This window comes from Arthrobacter sp. 10T425 (assembly GCF_056393985.1).
This window is the reverse complement of record NZ_JBFTGZ010000005.1, coordinates 92933-109515: the sequence shown is the minus strand read 5'-3', so window position 1 is coordinate 109515 and position 16583 is coordinate 92933. Positions and strand designations below refer to the sequence as shown.

Here is a 16583-nt window from a genome sequence, read left to right as displayed (position 1 = left end):
CTTCATGTGGATGTCCGTCTTACCGCAGGTCCTGATCGCCTGCGCTGTCCTGGTCCTGCCCGGGCTGATCATCTCCGTTGCCCTGCGATTCAGGGGATTCAGCGCCCTGGCGCTGGCCCCTGCACTGACCGTGGGTGTTGTGGTCATCACCTCCACGTTGGCCCCGTTCCTAAAGGTTAAGTTCGGGCTGCTCCCCGTGGCCGTGGTGGCGGTGGCTCTGTCCCTGCTCGGTTTGTGGGCGGCGCGGTTCCGGCCCTCCGGCCCGGCCGCAACCGGCCTGAATCCGTTGAGGGTGCCGGACGTCCGCGGCGACCTCGCGGCGCTGGCCGGAGCCGTCATCGCCGGCGGGCTCCTCGCCGTCCACACCGTCCACCTCATCGGCAGCCCGCAGGCCATTTCCCAGACGTATGACGCCGTCTTCCACCTGAATTCGGTCAGGTTTGCCCTGGATACCGGCCAGGCGTCGTCGTTGACCCTGGGTGCGATGACCGGCGGCGGCGCCTACCCGGCCGGCTGGAACGCTGTAGCCACCCTCGTCGCCATGGCAACGGGCGCGAGCGTCCCGCTCGCCGTCAATATCACCAGCATCGTCCTTGCGGCCGTGTTCTGGCCGTTGGGATGCCTCCTGTTGGCGCGGTCCGTGGTGGGGGGACGCCCGGCCGCGCTGGTCGCCGCAGGCATTGCGGCGGCGTCGCTGGGTGCCTTCCCGCTGCTCATGATGGACTTTGGGGTCCTGTATCCCAATCTGCTGGCCATTAGCGTGTTGCCCTCCAGCGTCGCCCTGGCGGCGGCGTGTGCCGGGTTGGCGCCCGGACTGGTCCGCCGCGATCTCGCGTCGATACTTGCCCTGCTGCTGGCGCTCACCGGCCTGATTGTCGCCCATCCCACGACGTTCATGGCCTGGCTGACGTGGACACTGCCCATGGTGGTGACGCTGGTGTGGCGCTCTGCGGCTGCCCTTCGGCGGAAGCAGGCCCGCGCCCGCTCGTACGTCTTGAGGCTGGCGTTGCCGGTCGCCGGGTACGCCGTCGCGTTCGACCTGCTGTGGACCAATCTGCGCCCGCCCTTGGAGGCTTCGTTCTGGGGCCCCTACCAGAGCATTCCGAAGGCCATCGGCGAAGCCGTCACCATCTCCCCCGATGGCCTGGCATTGGCCTGGCTCGTGGCCCCGCTGGTATTCCTCGGCCTCTGGGCGTGCTTCCAGGACCGCTGGCAGCGTGTGTGGATCGCCGCCGTCTTCGCCTTGTTCAGCTATCTGTTCGTTGTGGTCTCCGGCTTCACCAGGTCGGAAACCCGGGACTTCCTCACCGGCGTCTGGTACAACGACAGCTACCGGATTGCCGCCCTGCTGCCGCTGGTTGCGGTCCTGCTGGTCGCCGTCGGCATTGACTGGGCAGGGCGCCGCATCCTGACGGTGCGCGGCCGGTCCAAGGCCCTCGCGGTGGCCCTTGACGGCTCTCCGCGCTGGGGGCGCGCCGGAACCGCGGCCTACCGGACCGTGGGCATCGCCGCCGTCGTGCTGGCCGCCATCGCCCTGGGACAGCAGGGCGGCCTGGAGCTGGAGGTTGAGCAGGGCTCGAGGAACTACAGGCTCGCCGCCGATTCGCCGCTGGTCTCCACCGACGAGCTCCAGCTCATGAAGCGCCTGCCCCAGACTGTCCCCGAAAATGCCCTGCTGATCGATAATCCCTACACCGGTGCGGCGCTGTCCTACGCGCTGGGCGAGCGGAAGTCGGCCCAGCTGCATGTCATGAGCTACGTCTCTCCGGATGTGAAGCGGATCTACGATTCGATGGGCAACGTGACGACGGACGCCAGCGTCTGCCAGGCAGTCCGCGCGGCGAATGCCTACTACATCCTGGACTTCGGCCCGGTCGAAGTCCACGGCGGAGACCACACTCCCGCCGGGCTGCGGAATCTCGCAGCGAACCCCGGTGTGCAGCTCATTGACAGCCAGGGCGAGGCGAAGCTCTACAAGGTCACGGCCTGCGGGAACTGAACCCCGGCGTGCTGCAGGCTGCGGGGCAGGTTCCGCAGCCTGCAGCGGCACCTTGCCCGCAACCTGCCCGCAGGCTGCGCCGGTCCCTGGCCCGCGGGGCAGGCTCCGGGGGCACCTCCGCGGCCGCTGCCTAGAAACTGAGTTGCCGGGCCAGTGCCGGTGCCAGCGTCTTGGCAAAGGTGTTGGTCATGTGGTTGTCCCGGTACACGAGCACGTTGCCGATCACGGCCGGGCAGATCCCCTGCCGGCAAAAATAGGCGGACATATCCAGAACCTCGACGCCGGGCACGCGTGCTCCGGCCAGCTGCAGGGGGTCTGCGGCGGTGCCGGCGTCGGATGCGCTGAACTGGCACGCGGGCGAGCCTGGTCCATTGGCCTGGACGCAGTCCGGTGCCGAAAATTCCGGATACGGCGTGTCGGGCACGACGGCCACGCGGATCCCGGCTTCCCGGAGCGGCTTCAGGAGCTGGACATAGCCGTTGACGAGTTCTTCCGGGCTGCCCCACGTCCAGTTGAGGGCTTCGCGGTAGCCGGCCGGCGCCATTCCCGATACCACCACCAACCGTGGACGCAGCGTCAGGATGCGCTGCAATGTGGCCTTGTTCTGTTCCGAGCAACTGCGGTACACCGTGGTGCCATTGGCGGCCGGCGCTGCCGTGAAGGGGCATCCGTTCCGGACCATGGCCTGTACTTTCCAGCCCCCGTCTGCGCCGGCAATCACTAGCGGATCCACGTACTGCGCGGCGTGTGAGTCCCCGACGACGACCACCGTCTGGGTGGCCTCCGGCGCGCCGAAAACGCATTGGTCAACCCCGGTGACGGCCGGGTTGAACTTCCCGCACGTCTCCGTCCAGGTCAGTGGCACATCCTTCATGGCGACGGCGGGATCGGGCCGGACGGGCACGCCGTCGGGGACGGCGGCGGGCCGGACGGGATCAAATGCCGTCGCGCCGGGATAGTCGCGCAGGTTCATGGCCGCGTTCAGCTGCTGCGACTTGGCTTCCACGACGCCCCACGGCACCGCCGCTGCCACCGTCGACGCCACGATCAGTCCTGCTGCCAGGACGAAGGCATTCCGGCGCAGCAATCCCCACCGTCCGGGCGTCGATCCTTGGGCGGCTGGGCTTCCGTGCCGGAACTTCTGCTCGACGAGGTGGTAGGAAGCGACCGCCAGGGCCAGGCTGATGGCCACCATGGCGGTTCCCTGGATGACGCCCGGAGCCCGCCCGAGGTGGAAGACGTAGATCACGACGACGGGCCAATGCCACAGGTAGAGGGAATATGAGAGATCGCCGATGTAGGTCACTGGCCGCAGGCTGAGGACCCGGCTTGCCGAGTAACCGGCAGGGCTGCCCGGAGTGGCCGGTTCGGCCGCCGGCGAACCCGCGGTGAGCAGCAGCAATGTCCCCGCGACGGGCAGGAGGGCGATGCTGCCCGGGAAGTCCATCGCAACGGAGAGTGCCATCGCGGAATAGACGATCACGCCCAGGCCGATCCAGCCCGAAAGCCAGGCCCGCACCGGGCCCAGGCGCAATTTGGGAATCAGCAGGGCGCCGATGCCCCCGGCGCCCAGCTCCCAGATCCGCGTGGTGGTCGCAAAGTAGGCCATGTCGTGCTGGGAGGACGAGAAGGCGACGCTGTGGACGAACGACGCCAGTGACACCACCGCCAGGATCCATAAGGAGACGGTTTCGATCCGGAGGCGCCGTTTCACGGTGACGGCCACTCCCGCCAGCAGGATGACGGGAATGATCAGGTAGAACTGCTCTTCCACGGCCAGGGACCAGAAGTGCTGCACCGGGGACACCAGGGCGGTCGCCGCGGCGTAACTGTCCACGCTGAAGGCCTGGTTCCAGTTCTGCACTTGCAGGGCGGACATGATGACGTCCAGGGAAATGGATTGCCAGCGGTTCTGCGGCAGCAGGACCACGGCGCCCAGCATGGTCGCCAGCAGAACCGTGGTGGCAGCCGGCAGCAGGCGCCTGATCCGTTTCGCGTAGAAGGTAGAGAGCCGGATGTGTCCGGTACGCGCCAGTTCCTGGACGAGCGATCCCACGATCAGGAAGCCGGAGATGACGAAAAAGACGTCGACCCCGACAAAACCGCCGGGGAGAATGCCGGGCCAGACGTGATAGATGATCACCATGCCCACGGCCAGGGTGCGCAGCCCCTGGATGTCCAGTCGCCGGCCGTTCCTTCCCGCCCTGGAAGTGCCCGTGTTGCTGGCGGGCCTGGCCCGCTCGGGGGAGCCCTGGGGCTGGGTCAGGACAGCCGCCGACGGCACAGAGGTCACAGTTCTCTTTCAGTTTTCAAACAACGTCATCGGTATTTTGCGCTGTGTGCGCTTGCCTGGAACCTGTTGGGACCATGTCCAGTGGACATGGTCCCAACAGATGCGCTGCCGATACCGGCCGCGGCACTGCCTAGGCCCGGAGGCGGGCAACGGCCTCATGAATAGGTCCGTCGAATAATACGTTGCCATGCTCGAGATAGACACCCCGGGAACAGATCCGCGACACCAGGTCAAGGTCGTGGCTGACAACCACCAGAGTCTTGCCCTGCTGGGCCAGTTCCTGAATCTTGGCTATGCATTTGCGCTGGAACGGCTCATCTCCGACGGCGAGGATTTCGTCGATCAGGAAGACCTCGGGGTCGGTGTGGACTGCCACGGAAAACGCCAGGCGCAGGTACATGCCGGACGAATAGAACTTGACTTCCGTGTCGATGAATTCGCCGATCTCGGAGAATTCGATGATCGCGTCGAAGCGTTCGTTGATTTGCTTCTCTGTCATCCCCAGGATCGCTCCATTGAGGTACACGTTGTCGCGGCCGGACAGGTCAGGATGGAAACCCGCCCCGACCTCGATCAGCCCGGCCACGCGGCCGCGTGTATAGACACTGCCGGAATCCGGGAGCATCACGCCGGAGATGTGCTTGAGCAGCGTGGACTTGCCGGAGCCGTTGAGGCCGAGCAGCGCCACGGTCTCCCCCGTTTCCACCATCAGGGAGACGTCCTTCAGGGCGTGGAACTTCTTGGAAAGATCCCCCTTGCGGCCCTTCACGAGCCAGACAACCGCCTCTTTGATGGAACGGGTGTGGCGGAGCACGAACTCCTTGCTGACATTGGAAACTTCAATCGCGTTTGCCATCTAGAGCTCCTGGGCAAAGCGGCCTTCAAGCCGCCGAAAAGTTAGCTGTCCCAGTGCCAGGACCACCAGCGAAATGATCATGCCGACCGGCAGCCACAGGCTGAACAGGTTCGGCGGCATCGCGGCAGAACCGTCAGTTGTGGGGTACCAGAAGGCATAGTGGAACAACTCGACGCCGACCGTGATGGGGTTTGCCTGGTAGAGGGCGAAGAGCCCGGGTCCCAGCTTTGATTCCACCATGGTCCAGGAGTACATGACGGGCGATGCCCAGGTCGCCACCATCAGGAGCATGTCAACGAGGTTTTCCGAATCACGGAAATACACGTTGGCGGCCCCGAACAACAGCCCGAGCCCGGTGGCCAGGAAGCCCACAATGGCGAATCCGCCTACCGCCGCCAGGAGCTGGAACGCGTCCGGGTGCCACCCGGCGACGACGCATCCGATTACCAGGACAACGAGTTGGGGGAAGAAATGCACGGCCGATACCCAGACCGACGCCACCGGAAACAGCTCCCGGGGAAGATAGATCTTCTTAATCAGGTTGCCGTTGTTCACGATCGATCGCGCGGAGTTCCCGAGGGCTTCGGAGAAGAAGTTGATCAGCACGATTCCGGAGAAGAGATACACGGCATAGTTCGAGAGGCCGTCCGGGTTCCGTGCACTGCGTTCCAGGCCCAGGAAGACGCCCAAGGCCACATAGAACACGAGAAACTGCACAGCGGGCTTCACATAGGACCAAAGGAGACCCAGAACGGAGCCGCGGTAGCGGACTTTCAGTTCCTTGCGGACCAGCAGTTTCAGCAGAAAACTGGACTGGCGAAGATCCCGAAATCCACCACCGAGACCCGGGCGGGTCAATTCCCCGGAAATCGTGGTTGTCACGCTATTTCACTTCGCTCTGGGTGTGTTCTTCGAAGATTTTCTTCCAGGAATCCAGGGACGTAAGTTCCGGCATCGCCGCCTTGTACTGCTTGCTCAGCGACTGCCAGTCCTTGAGCAGGGCAGCGTGCAGGCGGCTGCTCTCGGTGAGCATTTCCCGCACGCGCTTGGGGTCCCGCTTGTACCAGGAAGCCCCGGTTCCTTCAGCGTTGGAGACGATGGCGCTGTCGAACTGCGCGATCCGCCACCAGCGGTTGTCCTGGTGCGCAATGTTGGTCTGCGGACGTTCCGCACTCGTCTTGGTGACCGGGCGGAACAACTGGCGTGCGACCGTCTTGGCAGCCCAAGGAAGGAGGGTGACCCTGGACGGCTGCGACACGCCGTGCCCGCGGCGCGGCGGCTTGTCCATCTTGGGCGTCGGGAAATCGTCCGCGTCGGCCTGGAAAATCGAGTCCGAGTAGCCGGCCATCATCTTCCGGATCTCGGGCAGCTTCGAGGGCAGCAGGTCCGGCAGGTCGGTCGGGCCCTTGAGAACATCCTCAAGCGCCCAGCCACGGCCGTGCGCGGTCGCATACTGCATCGACACGAGGTGCTTGATGTCCGCATACTGCGATTCGCGCACCACGCGGCCGCCGTGCTCGTAGGGGCTGTGGAGCAGCGCCGCCACGATCCGGTTGCGGGCGTGGAAGTAGGCCTGCCAGCCCACGAGGTCGTCTTTGTCGATCCAGGACACATGCCATACGGCCGAACCCGGCAGGGAAACTGTCGGGAAGCCGTGCGCCTTGGCGCGCAGCCCGTATTCCGAGTCGTCCCACTTGATGAAGAGCGGAAGCGAGAGGCCGATTTCCCGGATAACCGAGGTCGGGATCAGACACATCCACCAGCCGTTGTAGTCCACATCGCAGCGGCGATGCAGCCAGGAGGTCTGGCGCAGGTTCGAGGACAGGAAATCATGCCCAAGGACCATGTCCTCGCTCGGCAATGACGGCTGGAAGCGGTAGGGGTTGACCACCTCGCCGAACGTGTGGAGAACCGTCCGGTTGTAGAGGTCGAACATGTGGCCGCCGACGATCGTCGGCGTCTTGCAGCGGTCCGCGAACGTGAGCAGGCGGATGATGCTTTCAGGCTCAACCACGATGTCGTCGTCCATGAGCAGGACGTAGTCACTGCCGTTTTCGACGGCCTCGAACATGCCCCGGGCAAAGCCGCCGGAGCCGCCGAGGTTCGACTGGTTGATGATCCGCAGCTTGCCGCCAAGAGATTCACGGACTTCGGCGAAGCCGTCCGCGTCCTCGACCTTCTGCGTGCCCTGGTCAACCAGCAGGATCTCCTGGACATGCTTGAGGGCATCCGGGTTCTCGGCCAGCAGCCGAAGATTGTTGAGGCAGAAGTCCGTCTTGTTCAGCGTCGTGATCTGCAGGGTGACAGACCCGGGCGTGCTCTCAACAGCGGGGCCCTGCCATTCGGCGTCGACCATGACAAGCGGTTCGGAGCCCGCCACGAGGTCGAACCAGTACCAGCCGCCGTCGCCGAAGGGCGCAAGGGACAGCTCAAAGGTGTTCTCCGCCGAACCCTCGACGCGCCGCGTGTCGACGCGCTGCAGGGATCCGCGGGCGTTGGACTTGTAGACGATGACGGATCCGGCGCCCTGGGTGCGGACCTGAAGGCGGACCTTGTCCACCGACGTCCAGCGCCGCCAGTAGCTCGCCGGGAAGGCGTTGAAGTAGCTGCCGAACGATACCCGCTCCCCCGAACGGACCTTGGTGGAGCTGCGGGACAGGAAGTCTTCAACGTGGGCTTCCTTGGTGGAGCTGCTGAAGGACTGTGCCCGGGCCTTCTTGCCGTCGCCGCTGCCGACCGTCGGAAGCTGGATGCCGGTCGCGGTGCCCATGTCCATGTACAGGGGAACCGTGTCCATCTGGCTGGCGTTGGGCAGGATGACCCGCTGCAGGGTGTCCCACTGCTGGGCGGAATCTACCTGGGTGTCGGTTGCGGCGCTCATGCGTCCACTCCTCCGCTTTCAATCTTTGCGCCGCCTTCGAAGTGCGGGCGGATCTTGTTGTCGAACATGGTCAGGGCCGAGCCGATCGCCATGTGCATGTCCAGGTACTTATAGGTACCGAGGCGGCCGCCGAAGAGGACATCCTGCTCGGCCGCGGCAAGGTCGCGGTACTTCAGGAGCCGATCGCGGTCCGTGGGCGTGTTGATCGGGTAGTAGGGCTCGTCGCCCTTCTCCGCGGCACGGGAGAACTCGCGCATAACGACGGTCTTCTCCGTCTGGTAGTCGCGCTCCGGGTGGAAGTGGCGCGGCTCGATAATGCGGGTGTACGCAACGTCTTCGTCGTTGTAGTTCACTACCGACGTGCCCTGGAAGTCCCCGACGTCGAGCACTTCTTCTTCGAAGTCGATGGTGCGCCAGGACAGATCGCCTTCGGCGTAGTCGAAGTAGCGGTCAACAGGTCCGGTGTAGACGACCGGGATGTTGCCGACCACCTTGCCCTTGCTGTACTCGTGGGACTCATCGAAGAAGTCCGTGTTGAGCCGCACCTCGATGTTGGGGTGTTCGGCCATCTTCTCTATCCACGCCGTGTAGCCGTTGGTCGGAAGGCCCTCGTACTTGTCGTTGAAGTACCGGTTGTCGTAGTTGTAGCGCACCGGAAGGCGGGAGATGATGCCCGCGGGCAGGTCCTTCGGATCCGTCTGCCACTGCTTGCCGGTGTAGTGCTTGATGAACGCCTCGTAGAGCGGGCGGCCGATCAGCTGGATGCCCTTGTCGTTCAGGTTCTGCGGATCGGTGCCGGCCAGTTCGCCGGCCTGCTCCTTGATCAGTTCCTGGGCCTGCCCGGGGGTGAGGTTGGCCCTGAAGAACTGGTTGATCGTGGCCAGGTTGATGGGCAGGGAGTAGACCTCGCCCTTGTGCACGCCGTAGACCTTGTGGACGTAGTTCGTGAACGTCGTGAAGCGGTTTACGTACTCCCACACGCGGTCGTTGGACGTGTGGAAGAGGTGGGCACCGTAGCGGTGCACCTCAATGCCGGTCTGCTCTTCCTTTTCGCTGTAGGCGTTGCCGCCAATGTGGTGCCGGCGGTCGATGACGACTACCTTCAAGCCCAGCTCAGTGGCGGCCTGTTCTGCGATTGTCAGGCCGAAAAAGCCCGACCCTACGATGACGAGGTCAGCGGTCACAAACTCTCCTGGTTCGAATGCGGGCAGCGCAATGTTGTGCATTGTCTGCTGGTCTAGCCTACCTGAGACCCTGTGGGTACCGGCGAATCGCGGCTGGCCCCGCGATCAGATGCCACCCCCGTCACGGGTCCGGGAGCCCCGCATGGCGGGGGCAGCGGCGCCGCTGCGAAGCGTTTTCCACATGGATCATTTTCCCCGGCGCTGCCGGGCCGGAGCCTCCCTACTCTGGAACCGGACCCGGGGAACCGGACCCGGGGAACAGGACGGCCGCTCGGAAAGGATGCCGCGGATGATTTACCACTGCACTCTCGCGCCCAGCAGCCTGATGCAGAGCGCCCCCGCAGCAGGTACGACGCCGGACGGGCAGCTCATTGAGCTGTCCGTCGAGGTCCCCGACCCGTGCCCGGGCGCGGACCTGGAGGCTGCCGTCGCCCGGTGCTACGGGACCGGTGAGCTGTCGGTCCGCGGAGCGCCGGTCGCCGCCATGACCGTTGGCATGCCTCCCCTGGTCCAGGGTGCTGTGCTGGTTGAGGGTGCTGTGCCGGTTGAGGGTGCTGTGCTGGTTGAGGGTGCTGGGCTCGTGCCGGGATCGGGGGCGGGATTCAGCTCCGGGCCGGGCCGACGGCACACTGCCACGTTGCTGCTCGCCGTGGACAGCGGTCCCGGCGCGGGCACGCTGGTCGCCCTGCGGCGGGGAAGCTTCCGGATCGGACGCGGGGGCACCGAGGTCGTGATCCCTGATGCCGCGCTCTCCCGGGAGCACGCGCGCCTGGACGTCGGGGACTCGGACGTCACGATCATGGACCTCGGCAGTGCGAACGGCACCAGCGTCGATGGCCGGAGCGTGCGAACGGCCCCGGTGACCACGGCGTCCTCGATCCGATGCGGCGATTCCACTATCTCGCTCCGGCTCGGGCCATCGGGCGTGCCCCGTGCTGCCCCGGACGCCGTGACGGTGCTGGCAGGCTCCAGCGTTGCCGCGCCGCTGGTTGTCCGCGGCACCGCCGCCCAAGGCCACCGGGCCGCCATGGCGCTGGCCGCGGTGCTGCCGCTCCTGGTCGGCGTCGGCGTGGCATTTCTCACCGGCATGTGGATGTTCCTGGCCTTCACCGCAGTCTCTGGCGTGTCCGTCCTGGTCCCGTTCCTCTCGGGCCGCCGCCAGCGTCGCGAGTTCCAGGCCGCTGTGGCGGAGGCCGCCCTGCAGGACAGGGAACGACGCCGGCACGCCGCACCTTCCGCGGCTGACCTGACCATTGGTTGCGCGGCTGCGGTGCCCCCGGCAGCCCGTGCGCCTGGCGGGGAGCCGCCGGAAATCTGCCTGCGGCTCGGGCTGGCGGAACAGAGCGCGAATATCCGGCCCGAACCACCCGACGCCGGCTTTCGGCCACCGTCGCTCGGCCAGGTGCCCCTGACCTTGGACCCGGTCCCGGCGGTGGTGACCGTCCACGGCCCCGCGCCCGCGACGGCCGGACTGATGCGCTCGTTCATCCTGCAATTGGCCGCCTATCCCCTGGCGGACAGCACCCGACTGCTGCTGCATGGCCCTGCGGACACGGTGCCGTTGCCGGCGCGCTTCCTGCCCGGCGTCACACTGTCCGCGAATGACGCCACCACTGCGGCCGTGCTGGCCGCCGGTTCCGCCGCTCCCGACGGTCCAGGCGCTCCCGACGGTCCAGGCGGTCCAGGCGGTCCAGGCGGTCCCGGCCGCCCCGGCGGCCCCGGCGATCCCGGCGGTCCCGGCGGTCCTCCGGGTCATGGCGGGGGATTTGACCGCGGCGTCCTCATTCTTTGGGACACTCCGGCGCAGTCAGGCGCCGCGCCCGGTCCCGGCGCTGCTGGCGCCGGCCCGGCATTCAGGGCAATGGCGGCGGCGCATGGGTGGAGGGTGATCGAGTGCTCGCCGGAGCCCGGTCCCGGCGTACACCCCGGCATTGTCCTCGGCCGGCGCGGCGCCCTGATCAGGGTTGGGTCCCCGCCCGTGGACTTCGTGCCGGATCTGGTCCCGGCCGAGGTCTTTGACCGCTTTTGCCGTGGGTTCAGCGCCGCACGGCGTACGCCGCCGGCTCCCCCGCCGGCTATCCCCCGGCATTGCAGCCTGGCCGACGTCCTTCCCCTCGCGGCAGAGGACATCTCCCGGCGCTGGTCCCGGAGCGGCGCGGAGGCCGGGCTGGGTACGCCCGTCGGCGTGGCGGCCCGGGGTGCCGTGCGGATCGACCTGAAGGCTGACGGTCCGCACTTCCTGGTCGCGGGGACCACGGGTTCCGGAAAGTCGGAGTTGTTGCGGACTCTTGCTGCCGGCCTCGCGGCCAGCCATCCGCCGGACCGGGTCAACTTGCTCTTCATAGATTTCAAGGGCGGCTCCGGCTTGGGTCCGCTCACCGGCCTCCCACACTGCGTCGGCATGCTGACCGATCTGGGCGCTGCGCAGGTGGAGCGCACATTGGTTTCCCTGCGGGCCGAGGTCCGCCGGAGGGAGGAACTGCTCGCCCGGGCCAATGCCCCGGATCTCGCGGCCTACGAGGCGTCACCGGCCGCCGGACCGCCCGTCCCCTCTCTGGTCATCATCGTTGACGAGTTCAGGATCCTGGTGGACGAAGCGCCCGGCGCCCTCACCGAACTTATGAGGATTGCCGCCATCGGCCGGTCACTGGGGATCCACCTCATCATGGCCACCCAGCGCCCGCAGGGAGCCCTGAACGCCGACATCAGGGCCAATGTCACCACCTGCATCGCGCTCCGGGTCCAGTCCGGCCCCGAATCCTTCGACGTTATGGGCTCCGGGCTCGCGGCCGCGATTCCCATCGCACGCCCCGGGCGGGCGTTCCTGGTCCGCGGTGCACAAGCTCCGGAGAAATTCCAGACAGCCACCCTGACGCCCCGGGCCGGCCCGCGGTCAGACGGGACGGTCGCGGTTCGCACGGCCACGGACGAGCTGACCCGGCCACCGGCAGCCGCCGGTTTCCGGGCCGACGGCTCCGCCGGACGCGAAGCAGACGACGGCGCGGCCCTGGCACCGGTTCCGGCTCCGGCGCTGGCTCCGGCCTTGACTCCGGCGCAGGGGGCGGCGGCGTTGATCGACGCCGCTGCGGCCGTGTGGCAGGGTCTCGGCACACGAAGGCCCCGCCGGCCGGTGGCAGATCCGCTGCCGGCCCTGCTGCCGCACCCAGGTTCCGGGCACGCCGGGCGGGACATGGTCCGGCTGGGGCGGGTGGACCTGCCGGAGCTCCAACGCGTCACGGAGCTGGGCTGGAGTCCCGCCGGGCATGGGCATCTGGGCCTTGTCGGCGCTGAAGCAGGTGCCGGGGACCGAGTATTGGCCCTCGCGGTTGATCAGCTTCTGGCCGGCAGGGTGGAGTCGCACCTGTACATACTTGACGCCGCCGGCGCTTTCAGCGGCGCCGCAGCGGAATCCCGGGTCGGCGCCGTAGCCGGCCTGCACGAAGTGCGCCGGGCTGCCAGGGTGCTGCGGCGGATTGCCGAAGAAGCCACGTCACGGCTCGGTGCGCCTGCGGGCCGGCCGCGGCCCGGGCTGGTCCTGGTGGTCAGCGGCTGGGGCGCCTGGGTTTCGGCATTCCGGTCCGGGCCGCTGGCCTGGGCAGAAGACCTCGTTCATGACATCGTGCGGGACGGTTCCCGGGCAGGGATCACTGTCCTCGTCTCCGGCGGGCGTGAGCTCGTGACCGCGAGGTTCTTCGCTGGCCTGCCCAACCGGATTTTCTTCCCTTTAGGCTCTACCGACGAAGGCCGCCTTGCATGGCCGCGGCTTCCCGCGCTGGAGCCTCTCCCCGGCCGCGTGGCCGTGTTCGGCGCTTTTGTTCCCGCGCCTGTGGCGACCGGGCATGCGGCCCAGCTGTTCGAACCAGCGGCCGCGGACGGGCTGCGTCCCACGAGTGGGGCCGTCTCGACGAGGCCCTTCCGGGTGGACGCGCTGCCCGGGTCGGTGACCGTGGACGAGGTGCTGGCCCGGTGCGGCTCCGGTCCAGGGCAGAGGATTCCGGCGCCTGCTGCCGCGCCCGGCGCCATGCCCGGCCCGGCTGATGTCCCGGTCCCGGCGGTTGCTTTGGTCCTCGGGGTCGGCGGCGACGAACTGCGCCCGCAGGGGATCCAGTTGCCCTCCGGCGGCGTTCTCGCGGTCCTCGGCGGCCCCGGCTCGGGCAAAAGCACGCTGCTGGCTGCGCTGCCGGGGATGAACCCTGCTTGCGCCTGGCTCGCGCCGCGGCCGGGAACCGCTTCCGGCCAGTACTGGTCCGGGCTCCACGCCAGCGCGCTCGCGGGCACCTTGGACCGGACAGCGATTGCGCTCGCAGATGACGCCGATCTGCTCTCACCCGAGGCCAACAGGGCCTTGGCGTCCCTGAACAGCCTGGGCTGGAGGGTGATCCTCACCGCGGGATTTGGCCCGGGCTTTGGGCAACGGGTGGATCTCGCTGCCATCGCGCGCGGCCAGGGGCGGGCGGTCCTGATACGTCCGCGCGGGCTCATGGACAGTGAGCCGTTCGGGGTCCGGTTCGAACCGGAGCACAGTCCTCCGCCGGGACGCGCCGTCGTCATTTCCGACGGCCGCGCGACGCCCGTCCAGCTGGCTGCGCTCCGCCCGGCCGGCCGGGCGGCACTCCTCCGCGCCGCCGGCGGCCCGGACCACATCTCCCCCGGGCGGCACGCCGCACGGGACGGACCTCTACAGGGCGGGAGGGGCTCCGGCAGCCCGTGAGGCGAACGCTATGACCCGCTTGTCGAACAGAAGCACGATCGCCGTCACAGCGGGGATCAGCATGGCCAGTCCGGCCAACGGATAGCCGCCGGTCAGGGTGGGGAAGCCAATGGTCAGCACAAAGATTTGGGCCACCAGGGCACCGGCCCGCGGCCAGCGGAACCCCCGCAGCAGGAAGCGTGCGACGGCAAAGAGCCACACGGAGAAGGCCAGCAGCAGGCAGAGCGTAAAGACGGCACCCCAAAAAGAGAGTACCGGCGCCCCGGTCAGAAGCTGGGTCCCGTACCAGACGGCAGCCACGAGCAGCGCCGTGGCTTCCAGTGCCACGACCACAGCGATGACAACAATTCCCCGAGGCCGCACAAGGCCACTGCCAGGGGCTTCGCCCGGATTCGGCAGTGAATTTGCTTCGGGAGGCCCGCCGGCATTTTCAGGGAGACTCTCACCGGGGTTTTCGCGGGGATTCTCACCGGGGTTTTCGCCGGCATTTTCACGGGGATCTTCAGGGTTCACAGGGGGCCTTGACACACTGGCACACTACCGGACATAGTCGTCTAGATGTGAGGACGCCGCCACTGAATGTGATGCATCGCTCACGGTCTCGAGGCATCTTGGCCTCTATTACCCCTTGTTTACACAGCGTTAACATGACACGCTTAATCCAGATGACCGAGGGGGCCCCAATGGGCCCTTTTCTTATGAAGCCTCTAGTGAATAATTTCACAAAGGCATTTAACGAGTTCCCAGGAATGGAGTGACTGATCAGCATGGATTGGCGTAACCGCGCAGCCTGCCTTGACAAGGACCCGGAGCTGTTCTTCCCCGTAGGAAACACCGGCCCTGCCCTCCTGCAGATCGAGGAAGCGAAAAGTGTTTGCCGGCGCTGCCCGGTCGTGGACACCTGCCTGCAGTGGGCATTGGAGTCCGGCCAGGATGCCGGAGTGTGGGGCGGGATGAGCGAGGACGAGCGCCGCGCCCTCAAGCGCCGCGCAGCACGGGCACGGCGCGCCTCCTAATTCTGCTGCCCAAGCACCGATAGCTACGGTGCCGGCAACGATCGCACGACCCTGCAGCAATGGCCGCGGACCCACAGGTCCGCGGCCATTGTCCGTTTAAGCCGGTGCGCCCGGAGCCGGCGGTGCGCCCGGCATCAGTGCGGCGTCAGGCTGTCAGCGCGGCGTCAGGCTCAGGACAATCTGGACTGCGGTTCCCCCGCCGTCCCTTCCCTGCCAGTGGATAGTGCCACCGAGTTCACTCATGACCAGCGTGCGGACAATCTGCAGGCCCAGGCCCTCGACGTACGGCGTGTCCGGCAGTCCGACGCCGTCGTCCTCCACCGTCACGGTGAGAAGTTCATCCCCGTCCTCGCTCTCCGACCGGTCGGCGATGAGCCAGACAGTACCGGTGCGCCCCTCCAGCCCGTGCTCGACCGCGTTCGTGACCAGCTCGTTGATGACCAGGGCCAACGGGGTGGCGAAGTCGCTCGGCAGGTCGCCGAAGAGCCCGGAACGCTGTGTCTTGACCTGCTGCGAGGGCGAGGCGACCTCGGCAGAGAGCCGGAACTGGCGGCCGATGAGCTCGTCAAAATCAACGCTCTGGGTCAGGCCCTGCGAGAGCGTCTCATGCACGAGGGCAATGGTCGCCACCCGCCGCATGGCCTGCTCGAGCCCCTGTTTGGCCTCGTCGCTGACCATGCGCCGCGACTGCATCCGCAAGAGGGCGGCGACAGTCTGCAGGTTGTTTTTCACCCGGTGGTGGATCTCGCGGATCGTGGCGTCCTTGGTGACCAGCTCCATCTCCCGGCGGCGCAGCTCCGAGACGTCCCGGCACAGGACCAGGGCGCCGAACCGCTGCTGCTCGTCGCGCAGCGGGATCGCGCGCAGCGAAAGACTCACGCCGCGTGACTCGATTTCGCTGCGCCACGGCATCCGGCCCGTGACGACGAGCGGCAGGGTTTCATCGACCATGCGCCGGTCCCGCAGAAGCCCGGCAGTGACCTCGGCGAGGGACCGGCCCTCGAGGGACTCGCCGTCGCCGAGGCGGCGGAACGCGGAGACCCCGTTGGGGCTGGCATACTGCACGATCCCCTCGGCGTCGAGCCTGATCAGACCGTCCCCCACACGCGGCGCGCCGCGGCGCGAGCCTGTGGGCGACGCGAAGTCCGGCCACAGGCCCAGGGTTCCCATGCGCAGCAAATCGTAGGCGCATTGCCGGTACGTTAGCTCGAGCCGCGAGGGCATCCGCGAACTCGACAGGTCCATATGGGAGGTCACGATCGCCAGGGTGCGGCCGTTGCGGACCATCGGAACCGCCTCGACCCGCAGGGCCATGTCGCTGCTCCAGTTGGTCTCGTTGGAGCGTTCGATCGCGCGGCTCTCCCACGCCTTGTCGACCAGCGGCTGCAGGTCCGACCGGATCCCCTCCCCCACGAAGTCGGCGTGGAACACCGTGTGCGTGGTGGAGGGGCGGACGTGGGCCAGTGCCACATAACCGAACTCCGGGTGCGGAAACCACAGGGCCAGGTCGGCGAATGCGAGGTCGGCGACCATCTGCCAGTCGCCGACCAGGAGATGCAGCCATTCGGCATCCCCCGGGCCAAAATCAGCATGTTCCCTGATTGGGTCCGTAAAGATTGCCACAGCACCTCCATTTGCGACGC

At 67.1% G+C, this 16583-nt stretch carries 10 protein-coding genes; 3 read left to right on the top strand and 7 right to left on the bottom strand.

The annotated features are described in order from the left end of the window. Positions 1-10 precede the first annotated feature (10 nt). Positions 11-1999: a DUF6541 family protein gene (locus tag AC1DDH_RS07800; protein WP_476955186.1), complete on the top strand. Its 1989-nt coding sequence runs from the start codon at positions 11-13 to the stop codon at positions 1997-1999. Positions 2000-2129: 130 nt separating this feature from the next. On the opposite strand, the gene AC1DDH_RS07795 is transcribed toward AC1DDH_RS07800, so the two are convergent. The 5 genes from AC1DDH_RS07795 to glf form a co-directional block, all read right to left on the bottom strand. Continuing rightward, positions 2130-4292, bottom strand: coding sequence for an acyltransferase family protein (locus AC1DDH_RS07795; RefSeq protein WP_476856694.1), 2163 nt, complete (start codon positions 4290-4292; stop codon positions 2130-2132). A gap of 130 nt (positions 4293-4422) precedes the next feature. Beyond that, positions 4423-5148, bottom strand: coding sequence for an ABC transporter ATP-binding protein (locus AC1DDH_RS07790; RefSeq protein ID WP_243181203.1), 726 nt, complete (start codon positions 5146-5148; stop codon positions 4423-4425). Continuing rightward, positions 5149-6030 carry an ABC transporter permease gene (locus AC1DDH_RS07785; RefSeq protein ID WP_476848794.1) on the bottom strand — a complete coding sequence of 294 codons (882 nt, stop codon included), beginning with the start codon at positions 6028-6030 and terminating at the stop codon, positions 5149-5151. Position 6031: 1 nt separating this feature from the next. Beyond that, complete coding sequence (locus AC1DDH_RS07780; protein ID WP_476848793.1) at positions 6032-8029, bottom strand: glycosyltransferase; 1998 nt, start codon at positions 8027-8029, stop codon at positions 6032-6034. After that, positions 8026-9213 (bottom strand): UDP-galactopyranose mutase, encoded by a 1188-nt coding sequence (gene glf, locus AC1DDH_RS07775; RefSeq protein WP_223916143.1) that lies wholly within the window; start codon positions 9211-9213, stop codon positions 8026-8028. Before glf ends, AC1DDH_RS07780 begins: the two co-directional genes overlap by 4 nt. A gap of 289 nt (positions 9214-9502) precedes the next feature. On the opposite strand from glf, the gene AC1DDH_RS07770 reads away from it, so the two are divergent. Then, positions 9503-13924, top strand: a complete 4422-nt coding sequence (locus AC1DDH_RS07770) for an FtsK/SpoIIIE domain-containing protein (RefSeq protein WP_476955185.1) — start codon at positions 9503-9505, stop codon at positions 13922-13924. Here the strand turns inward: AC1DDH_RS07770 and AC1DDH_RS07765 are convergent. Further along, on the bottom strand, positions 13892-14251 hold the full coding sequence (locus tag AC1DDH_RS07765; RefSeq protein WP_476856692.1) for a hypothetical protein: 360 nt from the start codon (positions 14249-14251) through the stop codon (positions 13892-13894). The genes AC1DDH_RS07770 and AC1DDH_RS07765 overlap by 33 nt on opposite strands. 440 nt (positions 14252-14691) lie before the next feature. Here AC1DDH_RS07765 and AC1DDH_RS07760 point away from each other — a divergent pair, with 440 nt between their 5' ends. After that, the gene (locus AC1DDH_RS07760) at positions 14692-14940 is read left to right on the top strand and encodes a WhiB family transcriptional regulator (protein ID WP_003804966.1); all 249 of its coding nucleotides are present in this window, start codon (positions 14692-14694) and stop codon (positions 14938-14940) included. Between the two features lie 153 nt (positions 14941-15093). Here the strand turns inward: AC1DDH_RS07760 and AC1DDH_RS07755 are convergent, their stop codons facing one another. Further along, a complete protein-coding gene (locus AC1DDH_RS07755) occupies positions 15094-16563 on the bottom strand; it encodes a sensor histidine kinase (RefSeq protein ID WP_223916150.1) in 1470 nt (489 codons plus the stop codon). Positions 16564-16583: the final 20 nt, after the last annotated feature.